The sequence below is a fragment of the Planotetraspora mira genome, assembly GCF_016863275.1.
Taxonomy (GTDB): domain Bacteria; phylum Actinomycetota; class Actinomycetes; order Streptosporangiales; family Streptosporangiaceae; genus Planotetraspora; species Planotetraspora mira.
In genome coordinates this window covers 1-21,343 of the sequence record NZ_BOOO01000043.1, presented here as the reverse complement: position 1 = coordinate 21,343, position 21,343 = coordinate 1, and the positions used below count along the sequence as shown (strand labels likewise).

Here is a 21,343-nt window from a genome sequence, read left to right as displayed (position 1 = left end):
CGTCAGCCGAGCATCCGGATGCTGGTGGGGATGATGCTGCCGACGATGTCCAGCTCCGCGTCCTTGAGGAAGGTGGGGATGACGTTGTTGGCGAACGGCACCAGGTCCGCGGCCTTGTACAGCGCCTGCTCGGCGGCGAACCAGTCCGCGCACCCGGCGTTGCCGGTCGCGGCCTTCGCCTTGGTGGTCAGGGCCACGTAGTCGGCGTTGTCGATGGCGGCGAAGTTCGTGCCCTCCGGCGCTGCGGGGCCGGAGACGAACGGCATGACCTGGTCGGGAGTGCTGAGGTTGAGGGCCTCCCAGGCGATGTCCCAGTCGCCGGTGCCGAAGAGGGCGCCCGAGATCTGCGTCGCGTTCTGCGCGGTGGCCTTGACCTCGACGCCGATCGCCTTCCAGGCCGCGGCGGCCAGTTCGGCGGCCGCGCTGCCGCCGGTGCCGAGCGCGGCGTCGTAGACGAAGGAGACCGTGAGCGGCTTGCCGTCCTTGACACGGACGCCGTCGGCGCCCTTGGTCCAGCCGGCGGCGTCGAGCGCGGCCCCGGCCGCGGCGGCGTCGAAGGCCGGCAGGTGACCGGTGACGGAGTCGCCGCTGCAGCCGGTGGGCTGGAGGGCGGCCAGCTGGGTCGCGGCCGCGCCCTTGCCGGAGGTGAGGGCGGTCTGAAGCTGCTTGAGGTCGAGCGCCTGGGTCAGCGCCATGCGCACGGCCGGGTCCGAGGTGGGGTGACCCTCGGCGTGGTTGTACCACTGCTCGCCGGTCAGCGCCTGTGTGCCGACGGACTTCAGGCCCGCGGCCGCCAGGCGGGCGGCGTCGGGGCCGTTGATCAGGGCCGCGTTGACCGTGCCCGCGAGCAGCTCGTTGGCGGCGGTGGTCTCGTTCGCGACGATCTTGACGATGACCTTGGCCGGCATGCCCTTCTCGGCCGTGGTGGCGCCGCCGGGTCCCCAGGTGTAGCCCTGACGCAACTCGTACGTGTAGTGGTCGGAGGGGACCGCTTCCTTCAGCACGTACGGGCCGGTGCCGTTCGTGGCGGCCTTCAGGCTCGACCGATCCTTCATGCCGGCGTCGCACACCATCGGCAGGTTCGCGAACGCGTTCAGCGCGAACGGCGCGGGGGCCGCCAGCTTGACGGTGACCTTCGAGCCGGATGCGGAGGCGGTGGCGCCGGCCGGGATGAAGGCGCCCAGGAACGGGCTCTTGTTGTCCGGATCCTCCACGTAGGCGATGTTGTCGACCACGGTCTGCGCCGTGAACGGGGTGCCGTCGGAGCAGGTGACGCCCGGCTTGATGGCGAAGGTGAGAGTGGCGCCTTCGACGGTCCACGCGGTGGCCAGCTGCGGCTTGATCGTGCCGTCCTTGGCGACGGCGACCAGGTTGTCGTAGGCGTACTGGGTCATGCCGAACAGGGCGCTGACCGCCGACCCCTGCGGGTCGAGGGCGCCGGGATCCGACGCCAGGTCCAGGGTGAAGGTCTTGCCGCCGGCGTAGGCGGCGGCCGTGCCCGCGCTCGGGGAGGGGGAGCTCGCGCCGCCGCAGGCGGTCAGGCCGACCGAACCGGCCAGGGCGAGGGCCGTGAGGGCCCTCGTGCGGAAGGGACTCATGCGGTTCCTTTTCTGGTACGGCCGCTCAACAGCGCGACGTCATGCGCAGAGGCTAGATGGCCACCGGGGAGCCCGTACTCAGCCGATCGCACAACCCCAGGCGGTTGGGGTTGTGCGATCGGACAAGGGTCACTTCCAGACCTGGGCGGCCACCCGCCGGAAGTTGCCGCCGAGGATGCCGCAGACCGCCTCCTCCGGGTAACCGCGTCCCACCAGCTCGCGCTCGACCAGCAGCGTCGTCTCCGGCTCGACGAACCCGATGACGCCCCAGCGCGTGTACTCCTCGGGGAACAGGTCGGGGTTGGCCGCCAGCTCCGCCGTCAGGTCCTCGGCGTCGAAGGAATGGTCGCTGCCGATGCCGACGTGCTCGGGGCCGACCAGCTCGACGGCGTAGTCGATGTGCGCGATGAACGCGTCGAGGGTCGCGGTGTTGGGCCCCAGGAAGATGCCGACACCGGGGATGCCGATGACGCCGCCGGTCGCGGCGCACTCACGGGCCTGCTCGTCGGTGATGTTGCGGGCGTGCTCCCACAGGCCGCGCATCGCCGAATGCGAGTAGATCATCGGCTGCTCGGTGGCGGCCGACAGGTCCAGCCCCGTACGGGTGCCGCAGTGCGACCCGTCGACCAGCATGCCGACCTCGTTCATCCGCCGGACCAGGTCGCGGCCGTAGGCCGTCAGGCCGGTGTCGACGGCGTCCAGGCAGCCGCCGCCGGCGGCGTTGCCGTTGTTGTAGCTCGGCAGCAGCGACTTCACGCCCAGGTCGGAGAAGACGCGCACCATGTCGAGGTCCCCCTCCAGCGGGGCGGAGTCCTCCAGGTCGAACGCGACGACGATCCGGTCGTCCGGCACCGCCGCGTCGACGTCGGCGACGCTCGTCGCGAGCGTCAGGTCGGGGTGCGCCTCGATCGCGCGGGTGAAGTGGCCGATGTAGGAGAGCGCGTCCGCGCGGGAATGCGGCGCGTAGCCGACGTTGACACACACGTATGCCCCGCCGGCACGGCGGTAGCGCAGCAGGTCGGTCACGTCGGCGTCGAGCGTGAGGGGCAGGCAGGCGTGCTGCTCCCAGAAGGCACGGGCGGAATTCATGCGCACATCCTGGTGGATGTCATGACACGCGGGCGTGCGCCCGATGCCGATCAGCCACACGGCCGTGAGCGCCCCTCGCGGGGGCGCAAGGTGAACGGCGGTGCGGGTCGCGCTATTCCATGAGGGCGGCGTAGTCGACGGCCTGGCCGGGGGCGAGGACGACGTCGAAGTGGAGGCCGGCCCACGGCTTGCCCTGCAGGTCGCGTCCGTCCGGGGTGGGCTCATCGGCGGAGTGGCGGGACCAGTCGTAGATCAGGGAGTCCTTGACGCCGAAGACCGCGTCCTTGGTCGCCTTGCCGAGATGCTCATCGCCGCGGACGAAGACGTGCGTGACGAGGGTGCGGTAGCCGGGCGCGGTGACCATGAAGTGCAGGTGTGCCGGCCGGTACGGGCTGCGCTCCGTGGCCGTGAGCAGGTCGCCGACCGGCCCGTCGTCCGCGATGGCATACGGAGTCGGGAAGATCCCCCAGAAGCGGAACTCGCCTTCCTCGTCGGCGAACAGGTGGGCGCGGCCGTAGACGCGGCCGCCCTCGTGCTGCACGTCGTAGAAGCCTTCGGCGTCGGCCTCCCACACCTCGATGCGGGCACCGGGGACGGGCTCGCCATCGGCGCCCCTGATGGTGCCCTCGACCCAGGCCGGCTCACCGGGGGCGCCGCCGGACATGTCGCCGCCGTTCTCGATGAGCGGGGCGCCGTTGACGAAGAAGGGGCCGAAGACGGTGGCCTCGGTGGCGTTCCCGTAAACCTCGTTGTTGACGGCAACGGTCTGCATGGAGACACCTAGCACGTCGCTGAGCAGCACGAACTCCTGCCGGTGCCGGGTGGTGGCGTGGCCGACGCGGGTGAGGAACTCAATGGCGGTGTTCCACTCGGCCTCGGTGAGCCGCACCGTGCGCACGTACGAGTGGACGTGCTTCACAAGCTCCTGCAGCAGATATTTCATGCGCTCGTCGGGGGTGTTCTCGAACGACTGCACGACTTGGGCGATGAGGTCTTCTTCGCGAGCGGTCTGCTCGGGCGAAATCTGGTCGGCCATGGTCTCCAGCTTCCTTCATACGATCTGCTCGCCGACCCATGCGGCACGCAAAATGCCTTCCAGGTCGGACACCGTCACCGGCCGGGGGTTGGACGGCGGCACCGCGGGCATGGCCAGCTCCGCCGCCCGGCGGATATCGGACTTCTCCAGCCCGACGGCGGCGAGTGAAGCCGGTGCGCCGAGCTCAGCGCGCAGCGCGTCGAGCCCGGCCGCGGCGTTCCGCACGCCGAGCGACTCCTGGACGCGCTCGGCGGCATCCGGCGCGAAGGGGGCGTTGAACGCGGTGACGTACGGCAGCACGATCGCGTGCGTCTCGGCGTGCGGCAGGTTGTACGCCCCGCCGAGGGTGTGGCAGATCTTGTGGTGCAGCCCGGAGCCGGCCGAGGCGAATGCGACCGCGGCGAGGTAGGCACCGTACAGGGTCTGCTCGCGCGCGCCGAGGTCACCGGGGTCGGCGATCAGGCCGCGCAGTCCGGGGAAGAGCGCCCGCAGCCCCTCGGTGCCCAGCGCGCGGTTGATCGGGTCGGCGCGCGGCGCCCAGAACCCGTCGACGGCGTGCGCCACCGCATTGAGGCCGGACGCCACCGCCAGGGTCGCCGGCAGGCCGGCGCTCAGCGCGGCGTCGTAGACGACGACCTTCGGCAGCACCCTGGGGTCCGTTCCCGTCGTCTTGCGCCGTCCCTCGGTCATCCCCCACACGTCGGTGGCCTCGGACCCGGCGAACGTCGTCGGTATCGCCACGATCGGGGCTCCGGTCCTCAGCGCCACCGCCTTCGCCAGACCGGTCGCCGAGCCCCCGCCGATGACGACGATCGCGTCGATGTCGGCGGCGACCGCAGCCTCCGTCGCCCTCTCGGCGTTCTCGACCGGGACGTGCTGCACGATCTCATCGATGCGCCACACCACCGGGGCACGCTCGGCGACGGCGTCGGCGAGCGCGACGGCGAAGGCATCATGGACGAGCAGGATCCGCCGCGCCCCGAGTTCCTCCACCGCCGCGACCGCGTTGTCGGCGGCTGCGCCCGTGCCGAACAGGACGCGCTGCCCCAAAGTCACATGGTCGAACATGAATGACACGATCTACACGATACTGAGCAATTGCTGGAGCGAGTCGAACAGCACCGCCTCGGGGCCCGCCGGCCCGATGTCGCGGGCGGCCCTCCCCGTACCCAGCCGGGGGAACGGCCGCCCCACGCGCTGTTGACGAACCGCCGCACCCAACACACGATCGGTCCACAAGGCACCAGACGGACACCGCGGGGACCGGCGTCTTCTGGGTAGCGAACGGGAGGCCGCGATGGAGCCGTCGGACGACAGTGTGCGGGAATGGCGCAGGTCCGTGCCGAAGACGTCGCTGATGGTGCTCGGGGCCGCGGCGTTCGTCGCCGTGGGAGCCGCCATGGCGTTCGGCCCGCTAGGTGACGACGACAGCATCACGGTCGAAGTCGTCGGCTGGGTGGCGATGGTCTGCTTCTCCTTCGCCGGGATCCTGGGGGTCCGGCAGATCCTGAGCCGCGACCCGGTCGTCATCCGCGTGGGACCTCTCGGTCTCCACGATCGGCGCCTGTCACGCGACCCGATCCCCTGGGACGACATCGACGGCTACTACGTCCAGCGCATCCAGCACCAGCGGATTCTGAGGTTGCTCATGACCCCCGAGGCGCAGGAGCGGAACGTGCACTCGCGGTGGAGAGCGTTCGTACGACGGACCGGAGGCCCGACTGTCAACACCGGCGGCCTCAGTCCGGGCTTCGACGACTTCCTCACGGCCGTCGCCGTCTGGCTGCCTCCGAATCCGCCAAAGGCCCGGTGACCTCGGCGGCTCAACGGACCCGAGACGGTTTCGTGCCGATCAGTCGTCACGGCTCGCGTGGGTGAGCCGATGGGCGAGCGCTCGGATGTGGTGTTTGAGTTCGGGTGGATCGAGGACCTCGAAGTCGATGCCCTTGAGCGCGACGAAGAGGGCGATTTTGTCGAGGGAGTCGCCGCCGGCGTGGAAGAGGCAACTGTCGGCGTCGCGGTGTTCGAGACGGCCCGCGGTGGGCGACGTGTGTTCGGCGACGATGTCGAGCGGCGCGTGGAACAGGATGGTCGCGCGGTACCGGTATGGGGAAGCGGTAAGGGCGTTGGAGACGTAGGTGCGCACCCCCTCGGCGGGTTCGGGCCGGGGCGTGAAGCGCGGCCCGGGTTGCGGGGCCCGGTCCATGCGGTCGAGGCGGAAGGTGCGCCAGTCGTCGCGGTCGAGGTCGAAGGCGAGCAGGTACCAGCGACGGCTGGTGTGGATGAGCCGGTACGGCTCGACGCGCCGGGTGCGTTGCTGATAGCCGAAGCGGATGCCTTCGTGGGCGCGGCAGGCGGCGGCCAGGGCGGTGAGCAGGTCGGGGTCCACGGTGGGGCCGGGGCCGGTCAGCGGCAGGATGGCCGACTGCATCGCGCCCACACGGTGGCGCAGCCGGGAGGGCAGGACCTGCTCGAGCTTGGCGAGAGCACGCAGCGAGGTCTCCTCGATCCCGGTGACCGTGCCCGTGGCGGCGGCGCGCAGGCCGATGGCCACCGCGACGGCTTCGTCGTCGTCGAGCAGCAGTGGCGGCAGGGCGGCCCCGACCCCGAGCCGGTACCCGCCGGTGGTGCCGGTGGCGGACTCGACGGGGTAGCCGAGGTCGCGGAGCCGGTCGACGTCGCGGCGGACGGTGCGGGTGGTGACGCCAAGGCGCTCAGCCAGTTCGGCGCCGGGCCAGTCGCGGCGGGATTGGAGCAGGGACAGCAGCCGCAACAACCGTGCCGAGGTTTCCAGCATCCGCGCGCGCTCCCTTCAGCTTGAGGACCGTACCTGTCCTCAAGCGTTTCTAGTGTGGCTCGTACCGGGTCACCCCGGGAACCCCTCGAAGCCAAGGAGAACGTCATGATCCTCGTCACCGGCGCCACTGGAAACGTCGGCCGCCACGTGCTCGGCCTGCTGGTCGCCGGCGGCCACGCCGTGCGTGCCCTGAGCCGGTCTCCGCTGGAGACGGTGTGGCCGGCCGAGATCGATGTCGTCGCCGGCGACCTGGCCGCCCCGGCGTCGCTGGACGCGGCCCTGGCCGGCGTGGAGTCGGTGTTCCTGTTCGCCGTCCCGGGCAGCGGGCCCGCCTTCGTCGCCGCCGCCCAGCGGGCCGGCGTGCGTCGGGTCGTGCTGCTGTCCTCCGGCGGGGTCGACGACGAAGCGGAGGTCCAGGACGGGCCGATCGCCACCTACCACGCCGAGATTGAGCAAGCCCTGCGCGGCTCCGGCCTGGCGTGGACGTTCCTGCGCCCGGACGTGTTCGCCGCCAACAGCCTGATGTGGGCCGGGCAGACCAGGTCCGGCGACGTGATCCGCGGTGCCTACGCCGAGGCGGCGTCCGCGCCGGTGCACGAGGCTGACATCGCCGCGGTCGCCGTGGCCGCCCTCACCGAGGACGGGCATGCCGGCCAGGTCTACCGGCTGACCGGGCCGCAGTCGCTCAGCCATGCCGACCAGGCAGCCATCCTCGGCCGCGCGCTCGGCCGGCCCATCCGCTACGCCGAACTACCCGCCGAGGCCGTGCGTCAGGCGATGAGCGCCCACGTGCCGGGCCCCATCCTGGACAACATCTTCACCACCTGGGCCGCCTCCGTCGGCCGCACCGCACCCACCACCATCGACATCGAGAAGGTCACCGGTCGTCCCGCGCGGAGCTACCACGACTGGGTCCTCGACCACGCCGCCGCGTTCTAGTCCCCAACCACCGTCCCGCGTCGAGGAGCAACCGAGAGATGACCCGCGTCTACCTGGAAAAGGGCCGAACGAAAATCGTCGCCTGCGCGCTGGACTGGCCCGGCTGGGCGCGCATCGGCACCACCGAGGACCGCGCCCTGGCCGCGCTGACGACTTACGCCGACCGGTACCGGCTCATAACCGCCGGTGCCGGGCTGTCCTTCGACCCCGGCCCGATCGAGATCGTCGAGACGGTGACCGGCGTCAACACCACCGACTGGGGTGCGCCCGGCGTACCCGTCGCCGAGGACAGCCGGCCGTACGGCGCCGCGGCGGCGGAGCGCACCGCCGCGATTCTGCGGACCGCATGGCGGGCCCTCGACGACCTCGCCACGACCGCCCCGGAGACTCTCCGGAAAGGGCCCCGCGGCGGCGGACGCGACCGCGACGAGATTGTCACCCACGTCGTCGACACCGAACGCGCCTATGCCCGCAAAATCGGCATCCGGCACCGGCCGTTCGCGGCCCACGACCGGACCGCGCTGACCGCACTGCGCACCGCGATCCTCGACGTCCTGGGCAGCCCGGCCGATGGCGCACCGCTCAGCCGCGACGGATGGCCACTGGCCTACGCCGCCCGCCGGTTCGCCTGGCACGTCCTCGATCACGTCTGGGAGATCGAGGACAAGTCCTGACCGCCGACAAGCTCCCTGGCCGAGCCCGCCACCGTCCCCCATGGACGATGGCGGGCTCGTCGGCTTGTACGGCCCGCCGCCACGATTTCCGAAACATCGTCCGGCACTGCGGACAGAACCTGTCCGCAATGGTCCCTAGCGTAGGGTCCATGACAGCGATCAACGAGTTCCGTATCGACATTCCTCAGAGCGACCTCGACGACCTGCGCCGGCGGCTCGCCCACACCCGGTGGGGGGCACAACTGCCGGGTGCCGAGTGGGAGCGGGGCGTGCCGGTCGGTTACCTCAAGGAGCTGACCGAATACTGGGCCGCCAAGTACGACTGGCGCGTGCACGAGGCCGAGCTCAACGCCTACCCGCAGTACGTCACCGACATCGACGGACAGCGACTGCATTTCCTACACGTGAAATCCCCCGAACCCGACGCGCTGCCGCTGGTGCTCGTGCACGGATGGCCGGGCTCGATCGTGGAATTCCTCGACGTGATCGGCCCGCTGAGTGACCCGAGGGCGCATGGCGGCGACCCGGCCGACGCGTTCGACCTGGTGATCCCGTCACTGCCCGGGTTCGGGTTCTCCGGGCCGCTGTCCGGGCCGGGCTGGGACAGCCGACGGATCGCGTCCGCGTTCGCCGAGCTGATGCACCGCCTCGGCTACCACCGGTACGGCGCGCAGGGTGGCGACTTCGGCGCGTTCGTCGCGCCCGACCTCGGCCGGGTCGACCCGCAGCACGTCGTCGGCGTGCACGTCAACGCCGCCACCATGGGCTTCATCCCGTTCGGCGAGCTCGGCGAGGACGAACTGGCCGCCCTCACCGACGCCGAGCGGGCCCGCGTGGCGCGGATGCGGGCATTCCTCGGGGAAGGCAACGGATACTTCCAGATCCAGGCGACCCGTCCGCAGACCCTCGCACACGCACTGGTCGACTCGCCGGCCGGGCAACTGGCCTGGATCGTCGAGAAGTTCAAGGAATGGACCCACGGCGACCTGCCCGAGCGATCGGTCGACCGGGACCAGATGCTCACCAACGTCATGCTGTACTGGCTGACCGGCACTGCCGGCTCCGCCGCGAACCTCTACTACGAGAGCATGCACACCCGCAACTGGCCCACCCCCAGCGACGTGCCCACCGGCGTCGCGGTGTTCGCCGAGGACATCGCCATCCGCCACTATGCCGAACGCGGCAACACCATCGTGCACTGGTCAGAGTTCGACCGAGGCGGACACTTCGCCGCCATGGAAGCACCCGACCTGCTCGTCCAGGACGTGCGCACCTTCTTCCGCTCCTTCCGCTGACCCCGGCTCGCCGTACGGGCGAGCCCAACGGGCCCGCCCGCAGGTGATCGGCCCACCACGGCCACTGGGCTTGATCGAACGCACGGTCAACCGGCGGGTCCCACCCGCTCTCCCCCCGCCACAAGGTTGCGCACGTTCGGCCCCGCGGAGGGTGACGGCGTGGCCCGCGATAGCGTCCGGAGGATGGAGATACGCCCGGCCGGTGACGGTGACCTCGCCGAAATCGCCCGCATCGCGACCGCCAACGGAGACCGCGACGGCGCGAATCCGCAGTATGTCGCCCATCTCCGCGGTAACGGCGGGTTCCTGGTCGCGGTGACCGGGGGCGAGGTGGCCGGATACTGCGCCACCCGCCGGTTCGCCGGGGCGACGATGTTGTGCGACCTGTTCGTCGACCCCGCCCGGCACGGCGGCGGCGTGGGCCGCAGGCTGCTCGAGTCGGCATTTCCCGGCTCAGGAGCGAGGTTCACCTTCGCCTCGCAGGACCCTCGGGCGATGCCCCTGTACGTGCGTCACGGCATGCGGCCGCGATGGCCGCTGCTCTATCTCAGCGGCCCGCCCGGCCGGGGCGCGGAGACGTCCGCGCGCAGAGTCGACGTCGTCGACGCGGGCGCCGCCGAGTCGCTGCTCACCGGTGTGGACCGCACGGCCGACTACGCCTACTGGGCCGTCACACCGGGGACGACCGGAGTGCTCGTGCACGACGACGACGGCGCGGTCGCCGCCGCGGGAGTGGCCGGGCCCGACAACCTGATCCACCTGACCACCGCCGGCAGCCACGACCCCGCCGCCGCCCTGCGGAGCGCCCTCACCGTCTTCGACGCCCCGACGGTACGGCTCTGCCTGCCCGGCCCTCATCCGGCGGTCGAGGACCTCTTGCGAGCCCGCTGGCGGATCGACACCTACGACCACCACATGTCGAGCGTCGCCGACATCATCGGCTCCGACCGGGTCCTGTCACCGTCGCTCGCCTGACGTCGTCCGCATCGTGGTCGTCCTGGCCGTCGTCCTCCCGAAAACAGGCCTGGCGCCCGGACTCAGCGGTCGCCCCCCTGCTCGGCGATCCGGGCCGTACGTAAGAAGGCGGCCATCGGCTCACTGATCGGGCGGTGAACTTCATCACGTTGTCCAGGAACTTAGCTATGCCTAACCTAAGTAAATCTCTATTTACTTGGCCTATCGCCCGAGGTGAACCGTGCCTTTCCCCACCGTCGCGGCGGCTCCGCCGCCCTCAACGCCGCTGGGTCCCTTCTCTGACTCCGCGGTGGCATGGACGACATGGACCACCCTCATGGGATTCGTCGGTCTGACCGCGCTGGCGCTTTTCGCCGCAGGGCCCGCGGTCCGGCGGATCGGCTCCGACGCGCTCGCCTCCGTCACCGCACGCCTGGCGCGAGCCGCCCTCGTCCTCGGTGTGCTGGCGGTGCCCGCGGTGCTGACCGACCTCGCGCACGGAGCCTCCGAGTCCGGTGGATACGACTACGCCGCGGCCTGGAACTCGCTGTATGACGGCAGCAACGCCGGACGGTTGTCCGGGCTGGAGGTCACCCTCGCATTGGTGGGCGCCGCATCGGTCGCCCCGCTCGCGTACCGGGCCGTGGCCGGCGGCCGTGCGAGATCGTGGCTGCTCGGCATCGGCCTGGCGGCGGGCGCAGTGGCGCTCGGCACGACCAAGTTTCCGACCGAAGCACCCGACGACTGGGGCCGGACCGGTTTCGAGACAGTGATCTGGATGGTGCACCTGCTCGGCGGCTCGGTCTGGATCGGCGGGCTGGCAGGGCTGCTGCTCCTCGCCCTGCCCGGCGCCGTCCCCGAGACAGCGCGGGCTGCGTTCTGGTCTGCGGCCATCCGCCGATTCTCCGTACTGGCGATGAGCTGTGTGGCAGCGATCACGCTGTCCGGCCTGTTCCTGTACTGGGAGCATGTCGACGGCCCCGCGCAGCTGTTCACCACCATGTACGGCCGGGTGCTCGGCGTGAAGATCCTCATCTTCGGCACCATGCTGTTGCTCGGCGTCTTCAACCAGTTCTGGCTGCATCCCCGCATCGACGCTCTGCGTGCCGGCGGTGACCAGCGGAGCCTGCGGACCATCCTCCTCCGGCAGTTCCCCGCCCTGCTCGCAGTCGAGTTGCTCCTCGGCATGACGGTACTGTTCGTCGCGCCCTTCCTCCACGGCTCCGCCCGTAACCAGGCATACCAGGCCGAGGCCGCCAAGCACGCCACCTCGCCGTCAGCGGAGCTACCGAAGATTCCCGCCAAGCAGGTCAGCGCATCCACCTGGACCTGGGGCACCGCCGAGACCCTCGCCGTCATCGTCGTCATGGTCGGCGGCTACCGTGTGTCCGGGCGCATCGCCCGGAGTCGGACCGCAGCGGCCGCCGCCGTCACGATGAGCAAAGGTCCCGGCGACCTCGTCGACGCATAGCCCCTTGCGGTCACCGTCACTCGTCCGGGTATGACTCCGCGCGTCGGTCCCGAGCCTCAGTTACATCTCTGCGTACAGCCGTCTCTGTACGCGGAGAGGTAACATTCAGACTGATGATCTTGAAGCGGCCGCCCAACCCGTTCCTCACCGATCGGCAACACGTCCTCGCACCGCCCGACTTCACCCGTCTGGCCGTCTGGCCGTCTGGGACGAACTGTGCGCCGCTTACCTCAGTCTGGAACCGGATCCGCTAGACCGTACGGGAAAGGGCCTCGCCCACCAATGACCAGGATCATCGTGTGCCGCGGCTGCTGTTGTGGCACAAGCAGAAAAGTCCCGACGCTGGATCACGACGAGCAGGTCCGCCGGCTGGCCCGAATCACCGAGGTCCGCATCACCGACTGCCTCGACGTGTGCGAACAGGCCAACGTCATCGTCGTCCAGCCCTCACCCGCCGGACGCGCCGCAGGCGGTCGCCCCGTCTGGCTCGGCCTCGTCAACCAGCCTGAAGCGATCGACGACATCGCCACCTGGATCCGCGCCGGAGGCCCGGGCCTGGCCGAACCGCCCGACATCCTCGCCCTGTACATCTCCACGCCACCGCGCCGCACCCGAAAGGCCCCTGCCTGATCCGAGGATGCCAGGCAGTGCCGCGCGCAGACGGTACGGCCCTGGCCGGCCATGTGGGCCTGAGGGCCGACTCCGCGTAGGCCAAGGACCGCGGCCACAGCGCCGAACCAAGCCGCCGCCTCATCAGTCGTGCACCGTCGGATCTGTCCCCGGCCGTTGACGACGTCCGCCCCGCACGTGACGTGTAGCGGGATCGTGGCGTGGGCGGCAGAATCAGGCCATGCCTGCGGATGTAGTGGACAAGACGCTGGTCGCCTTCCTAGACGCCCAACGGGCCAGAGCGTTGGCCATCGTCGCCGATCTCGATTCCGACCGGCTGGCAACGCCGGTGGTGCCGTCGGGGTGGACGCCGCTTGGGATGATCGAACACCTTGGACATGCCGAGCGGCATTGGTTCCAGGAAGTCGCCTTAGGGTCCGCGGTGCCGCTGCCCTGGCCTGACGACCCGGACGAGGCAGATGACGGGCCGTTCACGACCACTCGGCAGGCCGATGTGGTGTTCGCGTTCTACCGCGATCAGATCGAGCGAGCGAACGCCGTTCTGGCCTCGACACCACTGTCGACTCCACCCAGGGGACGGCACAACCAAGGAAGTGCCGACCAAGTCACCGACCTCCGCTTCATCGTGATGCACATGATCGAGGAGACGGCCCGCCACCTCGGCCACCTCGACGTGGCTCGTGAGCTCCTCGACGGCCGTGTCGGCCTCGGGCAGGACGATCTCTGACGCCGGAGGCACAGGCGACAATGCGCCGCAACCAACTGTCCATCCGGCTGTGACTTGTCAGGCGCGTGGTTGGACCGCGCGGGACCGCATGATGAGCGCCGCGACGTAGTACGTGCACGGCCCGGGGCCGACGTTGGCATAACCGTGGGTGACGTCGGCAGCGAAGTACGCCGAGTCTCCGTCGTTCAGGTCCACGGATTCATCTCCGATGGTCAGCCGGAGGGTTCCGGACTCGACGACGACATACTCGTGCGAGCCGGGGGCGTAAGCCGGAAACCGGCCCGCGTCACAGTCCGGCGGCAAGGTGGAGCGGATCCATTCGAAGTTCACTCCGGGCACGACCGGCGTGAGGATGACCCGCCGCCATCCTCCGGGTTCATCGACGCTGTCCTGGTCAGCAGCGCGGCGCACGATGACGCGATTGTCGTCGGGCAGGGCGACCAGCTGAGCAAGCGGTACACCGAGCCCCTCCGCGATGCGGGCAAGCACGACAACCGTCGGAGCCTTCTGGCCGCGCTCAACCGAGGACAGCATGCTCACGCTCACGTCCGCCGCCCCGGCCAACTGCTGAAGAGTCAGGGTCCGGCTGTGTCGCAATGCCTGGATGTGGCTGCCCAATGCCACAAGATCGAACATTCCTCTATAATAGGACAAATTCCACTATAGAGAAACGAGGTCGCGTGTCGGCTCCACATGCGCTCACCCGCCCAGCGCTGTCCGCAGACCTGAAAGCCGTGACCGAGATCTACGCGCACTACGTCACCGACACAGTGATCACATTCGAGGAGGCACCACCGACCGTCGCCGAGTGGCAGGGGCGGCTCGGCGACCTATCCAGCCTGGGCCTTCCATTCCTGGTCGCCGAGGTGGCCGGCGAAGTGGCCGGGTATGCCTACGCCGGGCCATGGCGCCCGAAACCGGCCTACCGATACACCGTGGAAGACTCGATCTATCTCGCCCCGGGCTGGACCGGCCAGGGGCTGGGCAGCGCACTGCTGGGCGCGCTGGTGACCCGGTGCGCAGAGGCCGGTGCACGTCAGATGATCGCGGTCATCGCCGATACCGGCAGCGATGCATCCGCCGCGCTGCACCGCCGCTTCGGGTTCACCCACGTCGGTCGGCTGACGAGCGTGGGATTCAAGCACGGCCGCTGGGTCGACACCGTGCTGATGCAGCGGGTCCTGGCCAAAGTTCATGACGGATGACCGGACGAGCGGAGCTCACTGCCGGAGTTCGCCCCTTTCAGTCATGGGAAGGATGGACCTGTGTTGTGGGCCCATTCGGCCAGCCGTTCCAGGGCAGAGGCGGACAGAGATCCCTGTGCGGCGGTGCAGACGAACAGGAACTGCTCGGGGTCTCCGGGGAGCCGCAGAAGTTGGTAGTGGAGCGAGAAGTCCCCGACGATCGGATGGTGAAAGGCAATCGTTCCCGAGGCACGCTCATATACATGGTGAGCAGCCCATAGTCTCCTGAAGTCCTTGTTTTCCAGTAACTCCCCGATCAGCTCGTTGAGCCTCGGATCGCCGGGATGACGCCCGTGGGCGAAATGGAGCATGGCGGTGACGTCGGTCGCCACGCGCTCCCAGTCGAGATACAGCGCGCGTGAGTTCGGGTCCAGGAAGAAGAATCTCGGGAGGCTGTCGTCCCGTGCCGGTCTGTGGTCATGCCACATGTGCAGGGCCCTGAACGGCTGGTTGGCTGCCAGGATGTCCAGGCAATAGCTGAACACGCACGCCGGGATGTCGGCCTTCAGGGCGTCGAGCAGCTCATAGGTCAGGGGTGATACCCGCTGCCAGGCGCCCTCGGGGCCACCATGGCCGAGAACGATGATGGGGCTGGCCAGCGCAAACAGGTGATCACGTTCGGTCTGGTCCAGCCGGAGTGCGCCGGCGAGCGCGTCGAGGACTACCGGAGAGGCGTTCTTGCTGCGGCCCTGTTCCAGCCGGGTGTAGTACTCGACGCTGACGCCGGCGAGTCGTGCGAGCTCCTCGCGACGCAGCCCTGGAACGCGTCTATGCCCTCCACCCTTTATCCCGACGTCTTCAGGATTGAGGCGGGCCCGGCGGGAGCGGAGGAAGTCCCCCAACCCCACGAGGCGGTCCATGTATCCAGTATGTGCCTTCCTCACACTCCGGTTGGCAGGACCCGCGGGGGCCAGGACCACTCTTGCCCGGCGCGCCGTTTATGGAATCGCCGCTGATCAGGCGGCCGGCACCACGTTGTGGTTGATCCGGAACATGTTGGCCGGGTCGTAGGTCTTCTTGACGGCCGCCAGGCGCTCGTAGCGCTCCGGTCCGTACACCGCGGCGGCCTCGGTCTGCCTCTTCCGGCGCGAGGAAGTTCACCAACCGCCGGTCGCCCCGCCAGGGCTCCAAGCCGTCGAGCAGCACGGCGACCGACTCCTTGAGCTGCTGCTCCTCCGACACCGGACCGCCCGCGACGCCCAACACGACGTACGGCAGGCCTCTGGTCGCCACGGCGTTGGGCACCGCCGGCTCCCGGTCCCACGCCCCGCCCAGGGCACGCAGCTCGACGACCGTCAGGGTGCTTCCGGAGTCCGGGCCGACGAGCTCGACCAGCTTGTCCAGCGCCTCAGCGGGGAACTCCCGCAGCATGATGTGCCGTTCGTAGAAGGGCACCGGTCCGGCCGGGTCGCTGTGGATCGACCCGGCCTCGGTGTACGGCATATCCGCCACGGTGTCCAGGACTGCCGGAGCCACCGCCCGCAGCGGCGCTATCATCCGCTCGCCGTCCGCGGCCGTGCCGCTGTAGGCGATCCGCAGATGCACCACGAACGCCCCGCGCAGTGGTTCGGGCAGTTCGGGCAACGGTGGCAGCCGCAGCACGGCGAACGACGAGATCATGGTCTCCGGTGTGCCCGGGTGCCAGGCGGTCCAGGCTCGCAGCACGTCGGCCATCCGCTCACCGGGGAAGTAGATGCCGCCGCCGTAGAGACGGGGCACCGGGAACAAGGCGAACTGACAATATGGAGGAATCCACACCGAGGGTCGGGGTACGACCAATCCAACTGAGACGACGGGATCTCCGCACCCGTCACCTTCCTACGGGACGGCGGATGGTGACCGGTGGCGCGTGACCGTGTGAGGCGACGTCGCTGTACGGGGTGCCGTACAGCACTCCGATGTTCCTCAGCAGTGGGTGGATTTCTCAATCGGGACTCTTGCCAAGCCGCGACCGCACCATGCGTCGTAGTCGAATGTCGCAGGCTTTTCAACGAGTGCACGAGTCCGCCGTGCCCAGGTCCGGGTCCAAGAGTCGCCGAGTTCGTCCGCCTCGCGGGTGAGCTTGGCCAGACGGTCCTTCGCAAGAGTGCGGTATTGAGTACGCACGGCGTCCCCCGCCAGGAGGTAGAGGCAGCCGAGCAGGAACGTGCGCTGGGGACACTTCCGGTCGGCGACAAGGATGAGCAGGTGCGGGGCCAAGTCAGGGGTGGCGACCATCAGATCCCAGTCCTGCATCGGGTGCTCCGCGTCGGCGGAGAAGGCCCACCTGCGGATCTCTGCAGCGGTCGGGTTCGCCCGATCCTCGAAGGCAGGTTCAGCGCTCATCAGGACATCAACCCCCCACGGGTCCTCGTGTTGTTCGCCTGAAGGCAGGGCCGAAGCGCAACTCGCCCTGAAGGTCAACATGGTTCACGTGACCAAGTCTGAACCATCTCAATGGCACCGCAGGCCGACACAGGGACGGGAAACGTGAGCTTGCTCCGCTTTCGCGGACACGGTTGGTGATGGCGCTCGCCGCGGCATCCTCGCAGCGTTCGGCCGCCGGCCGCCCGCCTGATGCAGCCGCTGATCACGGCCATCGCCGATCGCGCGCGAAGCGGGTCCTGCGCGTGTCGCAAGCAGCCACTGAGCGCCGCGACCGCCAAGGTAGAGGAAGCGAGCCCAGTCTTCCGCGGCTCCGCGCCGCCGGTTCCTGGCGGCTCGCCGACTGTCAGGGCTGGGCCGATTCGTCCAGTCCTCCATCCGGAGGAACGCATGGACACCGGCTCACCGCCGCCCACCCGCCGCCGGTTGGCCTGGTGGCAGTTCCTCATCATCGGTGGTACCGCGATTGCGGCGCCCGCGGGATTGGTCCTCGGCGCGACCTTCAGTCGGCCTGTCACGTCGGCCGGTCTCACACCGCCCACCAGTCAGCCCGCTTCCAAGGTCGCGCCAATCGGCACCTCGTCCCCCTCACCATTGGCCAGGCCACCGTCCACCGGCACGCAGACCCCTCACCCCGTCACCACCGTGACCAAGGTGAAGTGGTTGAGGAACACCGATCAAGTCCCGGCCACGGCGACCGAACAGTCAGATCAGGTGCTTGCCGGCGAGCCCGACACCGCACAGATGCTCGGCGGCGAATCCGATACGGAGCCCGAGACTGCGACCACACAAGAGCCGCCAAGTCCGGTCTGCTTGGGCCCATCGATCCTCGACGACTGGTGGCCCGTGGACCAGGACCCCGAAGCGACCGAATGGACCTGCCAGGGAAATCCAGACCCGGCGCTCAAGTCCGACCCGGCCAAGCCGTGAATGATCACAGTGCACGACACACGCGCGGGAGGAAGGGTTGCCATCCCCGCTCGTCGTATGTCCGTTGGGAACGCGAAGCGCCGATGGAGCTGTGGCAGTACGGCGAGCCGGCGGCGGGCAGCTGCGGCGTCATGCCCGGGCCGGATCGGGCCGCAGGATCACCTCCGCGCCGACCGGGTTGAATCCCGCGGCGAGGAAAGCCCGCAGGGATCGGGCGTTGCCCGGGGAGACGGCAGCGAAGATGGGTTCGCCGTCGGGGACCAGGGTCAGTGCGTCGGTGATGAGTGAGCGGCCGTGTCCGTGGCTGCCGTCCTGCGGACGGCGCAGTTCGATGCTCAGCTCGGCACGTCCGGCGAGCCCGGCGGCCAGCGTCACCAGTCCGCGGTCGTCGCCGAACGTCCGCACCTGGGTACGCAACTCCCGGGCGTGCCGTACTCGCGGGTGGTCGTCGGCGTCGGCGAGCGGTTGCAGGCGCGGGGTTCCGCCAGTGCCGCGGTGGACCAGGGTGGCGTCGATGACGCCGATCCACCCGGTGGGACCGGCAAGGGCACGCAGAAAGTCCGGGGCCAGGGATCCGCCGAAGCCGTCCGGCTGGTGGACGTGCACGTCCACGGCGGCCAGCGTGGTGGCGACGACCGCGTGGCCGGTGAACGCAACCGAGCATTCCAGGCCGCCGGGCAGACCCGGCAGCACGGTGACGCCCCCGTTGACGGGTGGGAAGCGCCCGTCAACGGCGTCGAGGAGGTAACCGAGCAGCGGATGGGGTGGTGTGAGCGTGGACCGGTGGGCGTCCAGGAACCGCAGCAGCGCGGCGTTGAACCGCTCCGGCTGTTCCAGGTTGGGCAGGTGGGCCGCGTCGTCGATGACGGCGAGGGCGGAACCGGCGACCAGCGTATGCATGAGCTCCGCTTGCTCCACCGGCGTGTACAGGTCGTCCGCGCCGACCACGATCAGGGTCGGAACGCGGACGGTGCGCAGCGTCTCGCAGTAGTCCGGTCGCTCGGCCCTCCCGCGCAGGGCCGCGGCGGCGCCCTCCGGCGATGTGCTCCGCATCATGCCCAGCACGTGCTCGGCGACCTCTGGCAGTCCCCCGACGTGGTGGGGCGCGATCATCTTGTCGATCACCTCGGCGGCGTACCCGCCCATCCCCTCGGCGAGCAGCCGGTCGGCGAGGGCGCTGCGGAACGCCTTGCCCTCGTCGGTCTCGCCGATCGGGGAGGTATCGGCCAGCACCAGCGCCGACACCCGCCGCGGGTACAGCCGGTGGAACTCCATGGCGATCTGGCCGCCCATGGACAGGCCGACCACCACGGCCCGCGGCCGGGCCAGGTGGTCGAGCAGGGCCCTGAGGTCATTCGCGAAGTCCGACAGCAGCGTCTTGCCGGGCACAACGTCGCTGTCCCCGTAACCGCGCAGGTCCGGGGCGATTACCCGGTACCCCGCCCGAGCCAGCGCGGCGACCTGCGGCGCCCACATGCTGCGGTTGAACGGATGGCCGTGGACCACCAGCACCGGTATCCCGTCGGGCGGACCGAAGTCGTCGTAGCGGATGGTGACACCGGCTGCGACCGCAACGTTCACAGCCCCGACTCTACCTGTCATGATCGACGATGCGACATCCGTGGCGAGACGGGCATCCGCTGGGGGCGTCCGATTCCGGCGAAAGGCCGACCGACATGCTCACCGACACTGACAAGATCGCGGCCGCGCGGCGTTGGGTCGAGGCGTGGAATCGTCGCGACCTCGACGCGATCCTGGAGCACTACGCCGACGACGTGGAGTTCCACGCCTCCACCGTCGTCGCCCGATGGGGCCGCCCCGACGGGACGCTCCGCGGCAAAGACGAGCTGCGCGAACATTTCAGCCGCGGTCTGGCGCTCGTCCCAGACCTGCGGTTCGCCCTCGAGGACATCCTGCTGTCGCCGGACGGATATGCGGTCATCTACCGGAGGGAGAACGGGAACCGCGTCATCGACGCGGTCGAACTCGACGCCGGCGGCCATGCCGCACGCGTGCACGCCTACTACGCCACCCGCCAAGCATGACCGGGACGTCACGTGCACGAGTGAACGGCGCAGTGTACAGAGAGGGAGAACGACGATGTTGAGCATCAGCCACGAGACGGCCGAGCAGCCCGAGAGCCGCCTGCGAGCCGTACTGGCAGCGGCCGACCTCGTCGCCCTGCCCGGCACGTGGACCTTCGTCGAGTCAACGCTGACCGAGCCTCAGGCTCTCGACACCGACGTGCTCGCCGTGCTCGGCCGGCTTCGCGGATGTGGACATTCGGACGGAAGCGGACCTGTGCTCTCATGAGCGTCACGGCTGACCGGGAAGACACAGCGTCCCGGCTGCGGGTGGAATCGCACATCTGCACGTCGCACCTCACCGGCTGGGCACGCGATGGTCTGGACGCCGATCGTTCCTGTTTGGTGCTCGCTACCGAAGGAGCGTGGATGGAGCGCGACGCCGACCATCGGGGAGTGACCGGTCAGTAGATCAGGATGCGGGCGCGCGCGGGATCGCCCGGTGGCACCGTGACCCGCAACGTCTCGCGGCCGGCGGACAGCCGGACCAGCCACGAGCCGTCGGCCAGCGGCTCCGCCCCGAGCTCCGTGATCCTGTCCAGCGAGTACCCCTGGACCAGCGCGGCGGCCCTGGCCACGTCGGCCGCCTCCTCGGCGTCGAGGGGCGCCTGGCGGTCGTCGGTGCGCTTGCGCAGGCGCACCCGTACCTTGCCGATCAGGCGGCGGACCACGGCGTCGGTACGGTTGCCGATCACGCCCCCGGCCGCGGCCGCTGCCAAGTAGGAGGCTATGTCCACGACCATGTCGAGCAGCTCGGCAGGTGCGGCGGGCGACGGCTCCAGCGGCACCGACGGTGGCACCGGCTGAACCACCGGCGGCGGCTGGGGTGCCGGTTGCCTGGCCGCCGCATCGCGGTACAGCCACAGCTCGGCCGCCAGCATGCCGAGCCGGCGCACCGCCGCCTCGTCGAGGGAACCGGCCAGCCCTTCGACCGCCTCCTGGAAGTCGGCCTCGTCACGGGGGTCGGCCAGGCGGGGCAGCCACCGGCGCAGCGCCTCGGCCAGCCCGTCGAGTCGTTCGACCGAGGCCAGCACGTCACGTGCCCGGCCCTGCAGCTCCGCCCTGCCGACCTCGCCGTCCACCCGCCGGCCTCCCGCCGTCCGTGTCCTTCCGCTCATCTAACCCGGCGAGGACGGCGGCCACCACCGGTTCCGGCGATCTCCGGCTACCCCTCCCGGAGCCGGGCCGCCCGGCCGGTGAATCCCGGGCGAGCCGGGCAGGCCACATCGTCGGGCTGGGCATCACCTGTGCGCGCCCATCCGTGCTGGGGGCACGTTGATCGACATCACGCTCACCGACGGCGGAGACGACCGCCCCCCCACTGCTCGCCCGACCAATCTGGGAAACCTGGTATCAAGGCGTCCCGACGACGCCGAACCAGTGGGCCCCATACACAGCGCGAGGCCGGGCCGAGTGGCTCAATCTGACCTGCCGTACCCGCCCTTCCCGCGATCACGCTCGCGTCCGCGTGATCGTTCACCGAACGTCCCACCACTGGAAGTCCGGACGGT

23 protein-coding genes are annotated in these 21,343 nt (G+C 69.8%); 12 read left to right on the top strand and 11 right to left on the bottom strand.

What is annotated here, in order from left to right; genetic code table 11:
* Window positions 1–2 precede the first annotated feature (2 nt).
* From Pmi06nite_RS36160 to Pmi06nite_RS36145, 4 genes are all read right to left on the bottom strand, one after another.
* On the bottom strand, window positions 3–1,598 hold the full coding sequence (locus Pmi06nite_RS36160) for an ABC transporter substrate-binding protein (RefSeq protein ID WP_203957719.1): 1,596 nt from the start codon (window positions 1,596–1,598) through the stop codon (window positions 3–5).
* Between the two features lie 129 nt (window positions 1,599–1,727).
* Window positions 1,728–2,687 (bottom strand): membrane dipeptidase, encoded by a 960-nt coding sequence (locus Pmi06nite_RS36155; RefSeq protein ID WP_203957718.1) that lies wholly within the window; start codon window positions 2,685–2,687, stop codon window positions 1,728–1,730.
* A 112-nt stretch (window positions 2,688–2,799) separates the two neighbouring features.
* A complete protein-coding gene (locus Pmi06nite_RS36150) occupies window positions 2,800–3,723 on the bottom strand; it encodes a hydroxyquinol 1,2-dioxygenase (RefSeq protein ID WP_203957717.1) in 924 nt (307 codons plus the stop codon).
* Between the two features lie 15 nt (window positions 3,724–3,738).
* Window positions 3,739–4,791, bottom strand: coding sequence for a maleylacetate reductase (locus Pmi06nite_RS36145; RefSeq protein WP_203957716.1), 1,053 nt, complete (start codon window positions 4,789–4,791; stop codon window positions 3,739–3,741).
* Between the two features lie 229 nt (window positions 4,792–5,020).
* On the opposite strand from Pmi06nite_RS36145, the gene Pmi06nite_RS36140 reads away from it, so the two are divergent.
* Window positions 5,021–5,536, top strand: a complete 516-nt coding sequence (locus tag Pmi06nite_RS36140) for an STM3941 family protein (RefSeq protein WP_203957715.1) — start codon at window positions 5,021–5,023, stop codon at window positions 5,534–5,536.
* A 39-nt stretch (window positions 5,537–5,575) separates the two neighbouring features.
* Here the strand turns inward: Pmi06nite_RS36140 and Pmi06nite_RS36135 are convergent, their stop codons facing one another.
* Entirely contained in the window at window positions 5,576–6,520 is a 945-nt protein-coding gene (locus Pmi06nite_RS36135) for a helix-turn-helix transcriptional regulator (RefSeq protein ID WP_203957714.1), read from the bottom strand.
* A gap of 105 nt (window positions 6,521–6,625) precedes the next feature.
* Here Pmi06nite_RS36135 and Pmi06nite_RS36130 point away from each other — a divergent pair, with 105 nt between their 5' ends.
* The 7 genes from Pmi06nite_RS36130 to Pmi06nite_RS36100 all read left to right on the top strand — a co-directional run bounded on the left by Pmi06nite_RS36130 (window position 6,626) and on the right by Pmi06nite_RS36100 (window position 13,210).
* Window positions 6,626–7,459, top strand: a complete 834-nt coding sequence (locus tag Pmi06nite_RS36130; RefSeq protein WP_203957713.1) for an NAD(P)H-binding protein — start codon at window positions 6,626–6,628, stop codon at window positions 7,457–7,459.
* Window positions 7,460–7,497: 38 nt separating this feature from the next.
* Window positions 7,498–8,133: a hypothetical protein gene (locus Pmi06nite_RS36125; protein WP_203957712.1), complete on the top strand. Its 636-nt coding sequence runs from the start codon at window positions 7,498–7,500 to the stop codon at window positions 8,131–8,133.
* 149 nt (window positions 8,134–8,282) lie between these two features.
* On the top strand, window positions 8,283–9,428 hold the full coding sequence (locus Pmi06nite_RS36120; protein WP_203957711.1) for an epoxide hydrolase family protein: 1,146 nt from the start codon (window positions 8,283–8,285) through the stop codon (window positions 9,426–9,428).
* Between the two features lie 183 nt (window positions 9,429–9,611).
* Window positions 9,612–10,403 carry a GNAT family N-acetyltransferase gene (locus tag Pmi06nite_RS36115; RefSeq protein WP_203957710.1) on the top strand — a complete coding sequence of 264 codons (792 nt, stop codon included), beginning with the start codon at window positions 9,612–9,614 and terminating at the stop codon, window positions 10,401–10,403.
* A 316-nt stretch (window positions 10,404–10,719) separates the two neighbouring features.
* Window positions 10,720–11,853: a CopD family protein gene (locus tag Pmi06nite_RS36110; RefSeq protein WP_203957709.1), complete on the top strand. Its 1,134-nt coding sequence runs from the start codon at window positions 10,720–10,722 to the stop codon at window positions 11,851–11,853.
* A gap of 282 nt (window positions 11,854–12,135) precedes the next feature.
* Window positions 12,136–12,483: a hypothetical protein gene (locus Pmi06nite_RS36105; RefSeq protein ID WP_239114440.1), complete on the top strand. Its 348-nt coding sequence runs from the start codon at window positions 12,136–12,138 to the stop codon at window positions 12,481–12,483.
* 235 nt (window positions 12,484–12,718) lie between these two features.
* A complete protein-coding gene (locus Pmi06nite_RS36100; protein WP_239114439.1) occupies window positions 12,719–13,210 on the top strand; it encodes a DinB family protein in 492 nt (163 codons plus the stop codon).
* 57 nt (window positions 13,211–13,267) lie between these two features.
* Here Pmi06nite_RS36100 and Pmi06nite_RS36095 read toward each other — a convergent pair whose 3' ends face one another.
* Window positions 13,268–13,846 (bottom strand): helix-turn-helix domain-containing protein, encoded by a 579-nt coding sequence (locus Pmi06nite_RS36095; RefSeq protein ID WP_203957707.1) that lies wholly within the window; start codon window positions 13,844–13,846, stop codon window positions 13,268–13,270.
* On the opposite strand from Pmi06nite_RS36095, the gene Pmi06nite_RS36090 reads away from it, so the two are divergent.
* Window positions 13,828–14,415: a GNAT family N-acetyltransferase gene (locus Pmi06nite_RS36090; protein WP_203957706.1), complete on the top strand. Its 588-nt coding sequence runs from the start codon at window positions 13,828–13,830 to the stop codon at window positions 14,413–14,415. The two genes, Pmi06nite_RS36095 and Pmi06nite_RS36090, sit on opposite strands and share 19 nt — an antisense overlap.
* A 41-nt stretch (window positions 14,416–14,456) precedes the next feature.
* Here the strand turns inward: Pmi06nite_RS36090 and Pmi06nite_RS36085 are convergent, their stop codons facing one another.
* The 3 genes from Pmi06nite_RS36085 to Pmi06nite_RS36075 all read right to left on the bottom strand — a co-directional run bounded on the left by Pmi06nite_RS36085 (window position 14,457) and on the right by Pmi06nite_RS36075 (window position 16,779).
* Entirely contained in the window at window positions 14,457–15,314 is an 858-nt protein-coding gene (locus tag Pmi06nite_RS36085; protein WP_203957705.1) for a helix-turn-helix transcriptional regulator, read from the bottom strand.
* On the bottom strand, window positions 15,253–16,173 hold the full coding sequence (locus Pmi06nite_RS43185) for a hypothetical protein (RefSeq protein ID WP_239114437.1): 921 nt from the start codon (window positions 16,171–16,173) through the stop codon (window positions 15,253–15,255). The genes Pmi06nite_RS36085 and Pmi06nite_RS43185 overlap by 62 nt, the downstream gene beginning before the upstream one ends.
* Before the next feature lie 186 nt (window positions 16,174–16,359).
* A complete protein-coding gene (locus Pmi06nite_RS36075; RefSeq protein ID WP_203957703.1) occupies window positions 16,360–16,779 on the bottom strand; it encodes a hypothetical protein in 420 nt (139 codons plus the stop codon).
* Window positions 16,780–17,208: 429 nt separating this feature from the next.
* Between Pmi06nite_RS36075 and Pmi06nite_RS36070 the strand changes: the two genes are divergently transcribed.
* Window positions 17,209–17,748: a hypothetical protein gene (locus Pmi06nite_RS36070; protein WP_203957702.1), complete on the top strand. Its 540-nt coding sequence runs from the start codon at window positions 17,209–17,211 to the stop codon at window positions 17,746–17,748.
* A 129-nt stretch (window positions 17,749–17,877) separates the two neighbouring features.
* Here the strand turns inward: Pmi06nite_RS36070 and Pmi06nite_RS42895 are convergent, their stop codons facing one another.
* The gene (locus Pmi06nite_RS42895; RefSeq protein ID WP_308442556.1) at window positions 17,878–19,329 is read right to left on the bottom strand and encodes an alpha/beta fold hydrolase; all 1,452 of its coding nucleotides are present in this window, start codon (window positions 19,327–19,329) and stop codon (window positions 17,878–17,880) included.
* Between the two features lie 95 nt (window positions 19,330–19,424).
* Here Pmi06nite_RS42895 and Pmi06nite_RS36060 point away from each other — a divergent pair, with 95 nt between their 5' ends.
* Both Pmi06nite_RS36060 and Pmi06nite_RS36055 read left to right on the top strand, forming a co-directional pair.
* A complete protein-coding gene (locus Pmi06nite_RS36060; protein ID WP_203957700.1) occupies window positions 19,425–19,793 on the top strand; it encodes a nuclear transport factor 2 family protein in 369 nt (122 codons plus the stop codon).
* Between the two features lie 55 nt (window positions 19,794–19,848).
* Window positions 19,849–20,061 carry a DUF6196 family protein gene (locus Pmi06nite_RS36055; RefSeq protein WP_203957699.1) on the top strand — a complete coding sequence of 71 codons (213 nt, stop codon included), beginning with the start codon at window positions 19,849–19,851 and terminating at the stop codon, window positions 20,059–20,061.
* Window positions 20,062–20,236: 175 nt separating this feature from the next.
* Here the strand turns inward: Pmi06nite_RS36055 and Pmi06nite_RS36050 are convergent, their stop codons facing one another.
* Window positions 20,237–20,914 (bottom strand): hypothetical protein, encoded by a 678-nt coding sequence (locus Pmi06nite_RS36050; protein WP_203957698.1) that lies wholly within the window; start codon window positions 20,912–20,914, stop codon window positions 20,237–20,239.
* Window positions 20,915–21,343: the final 429 nt, after the last annotated feature.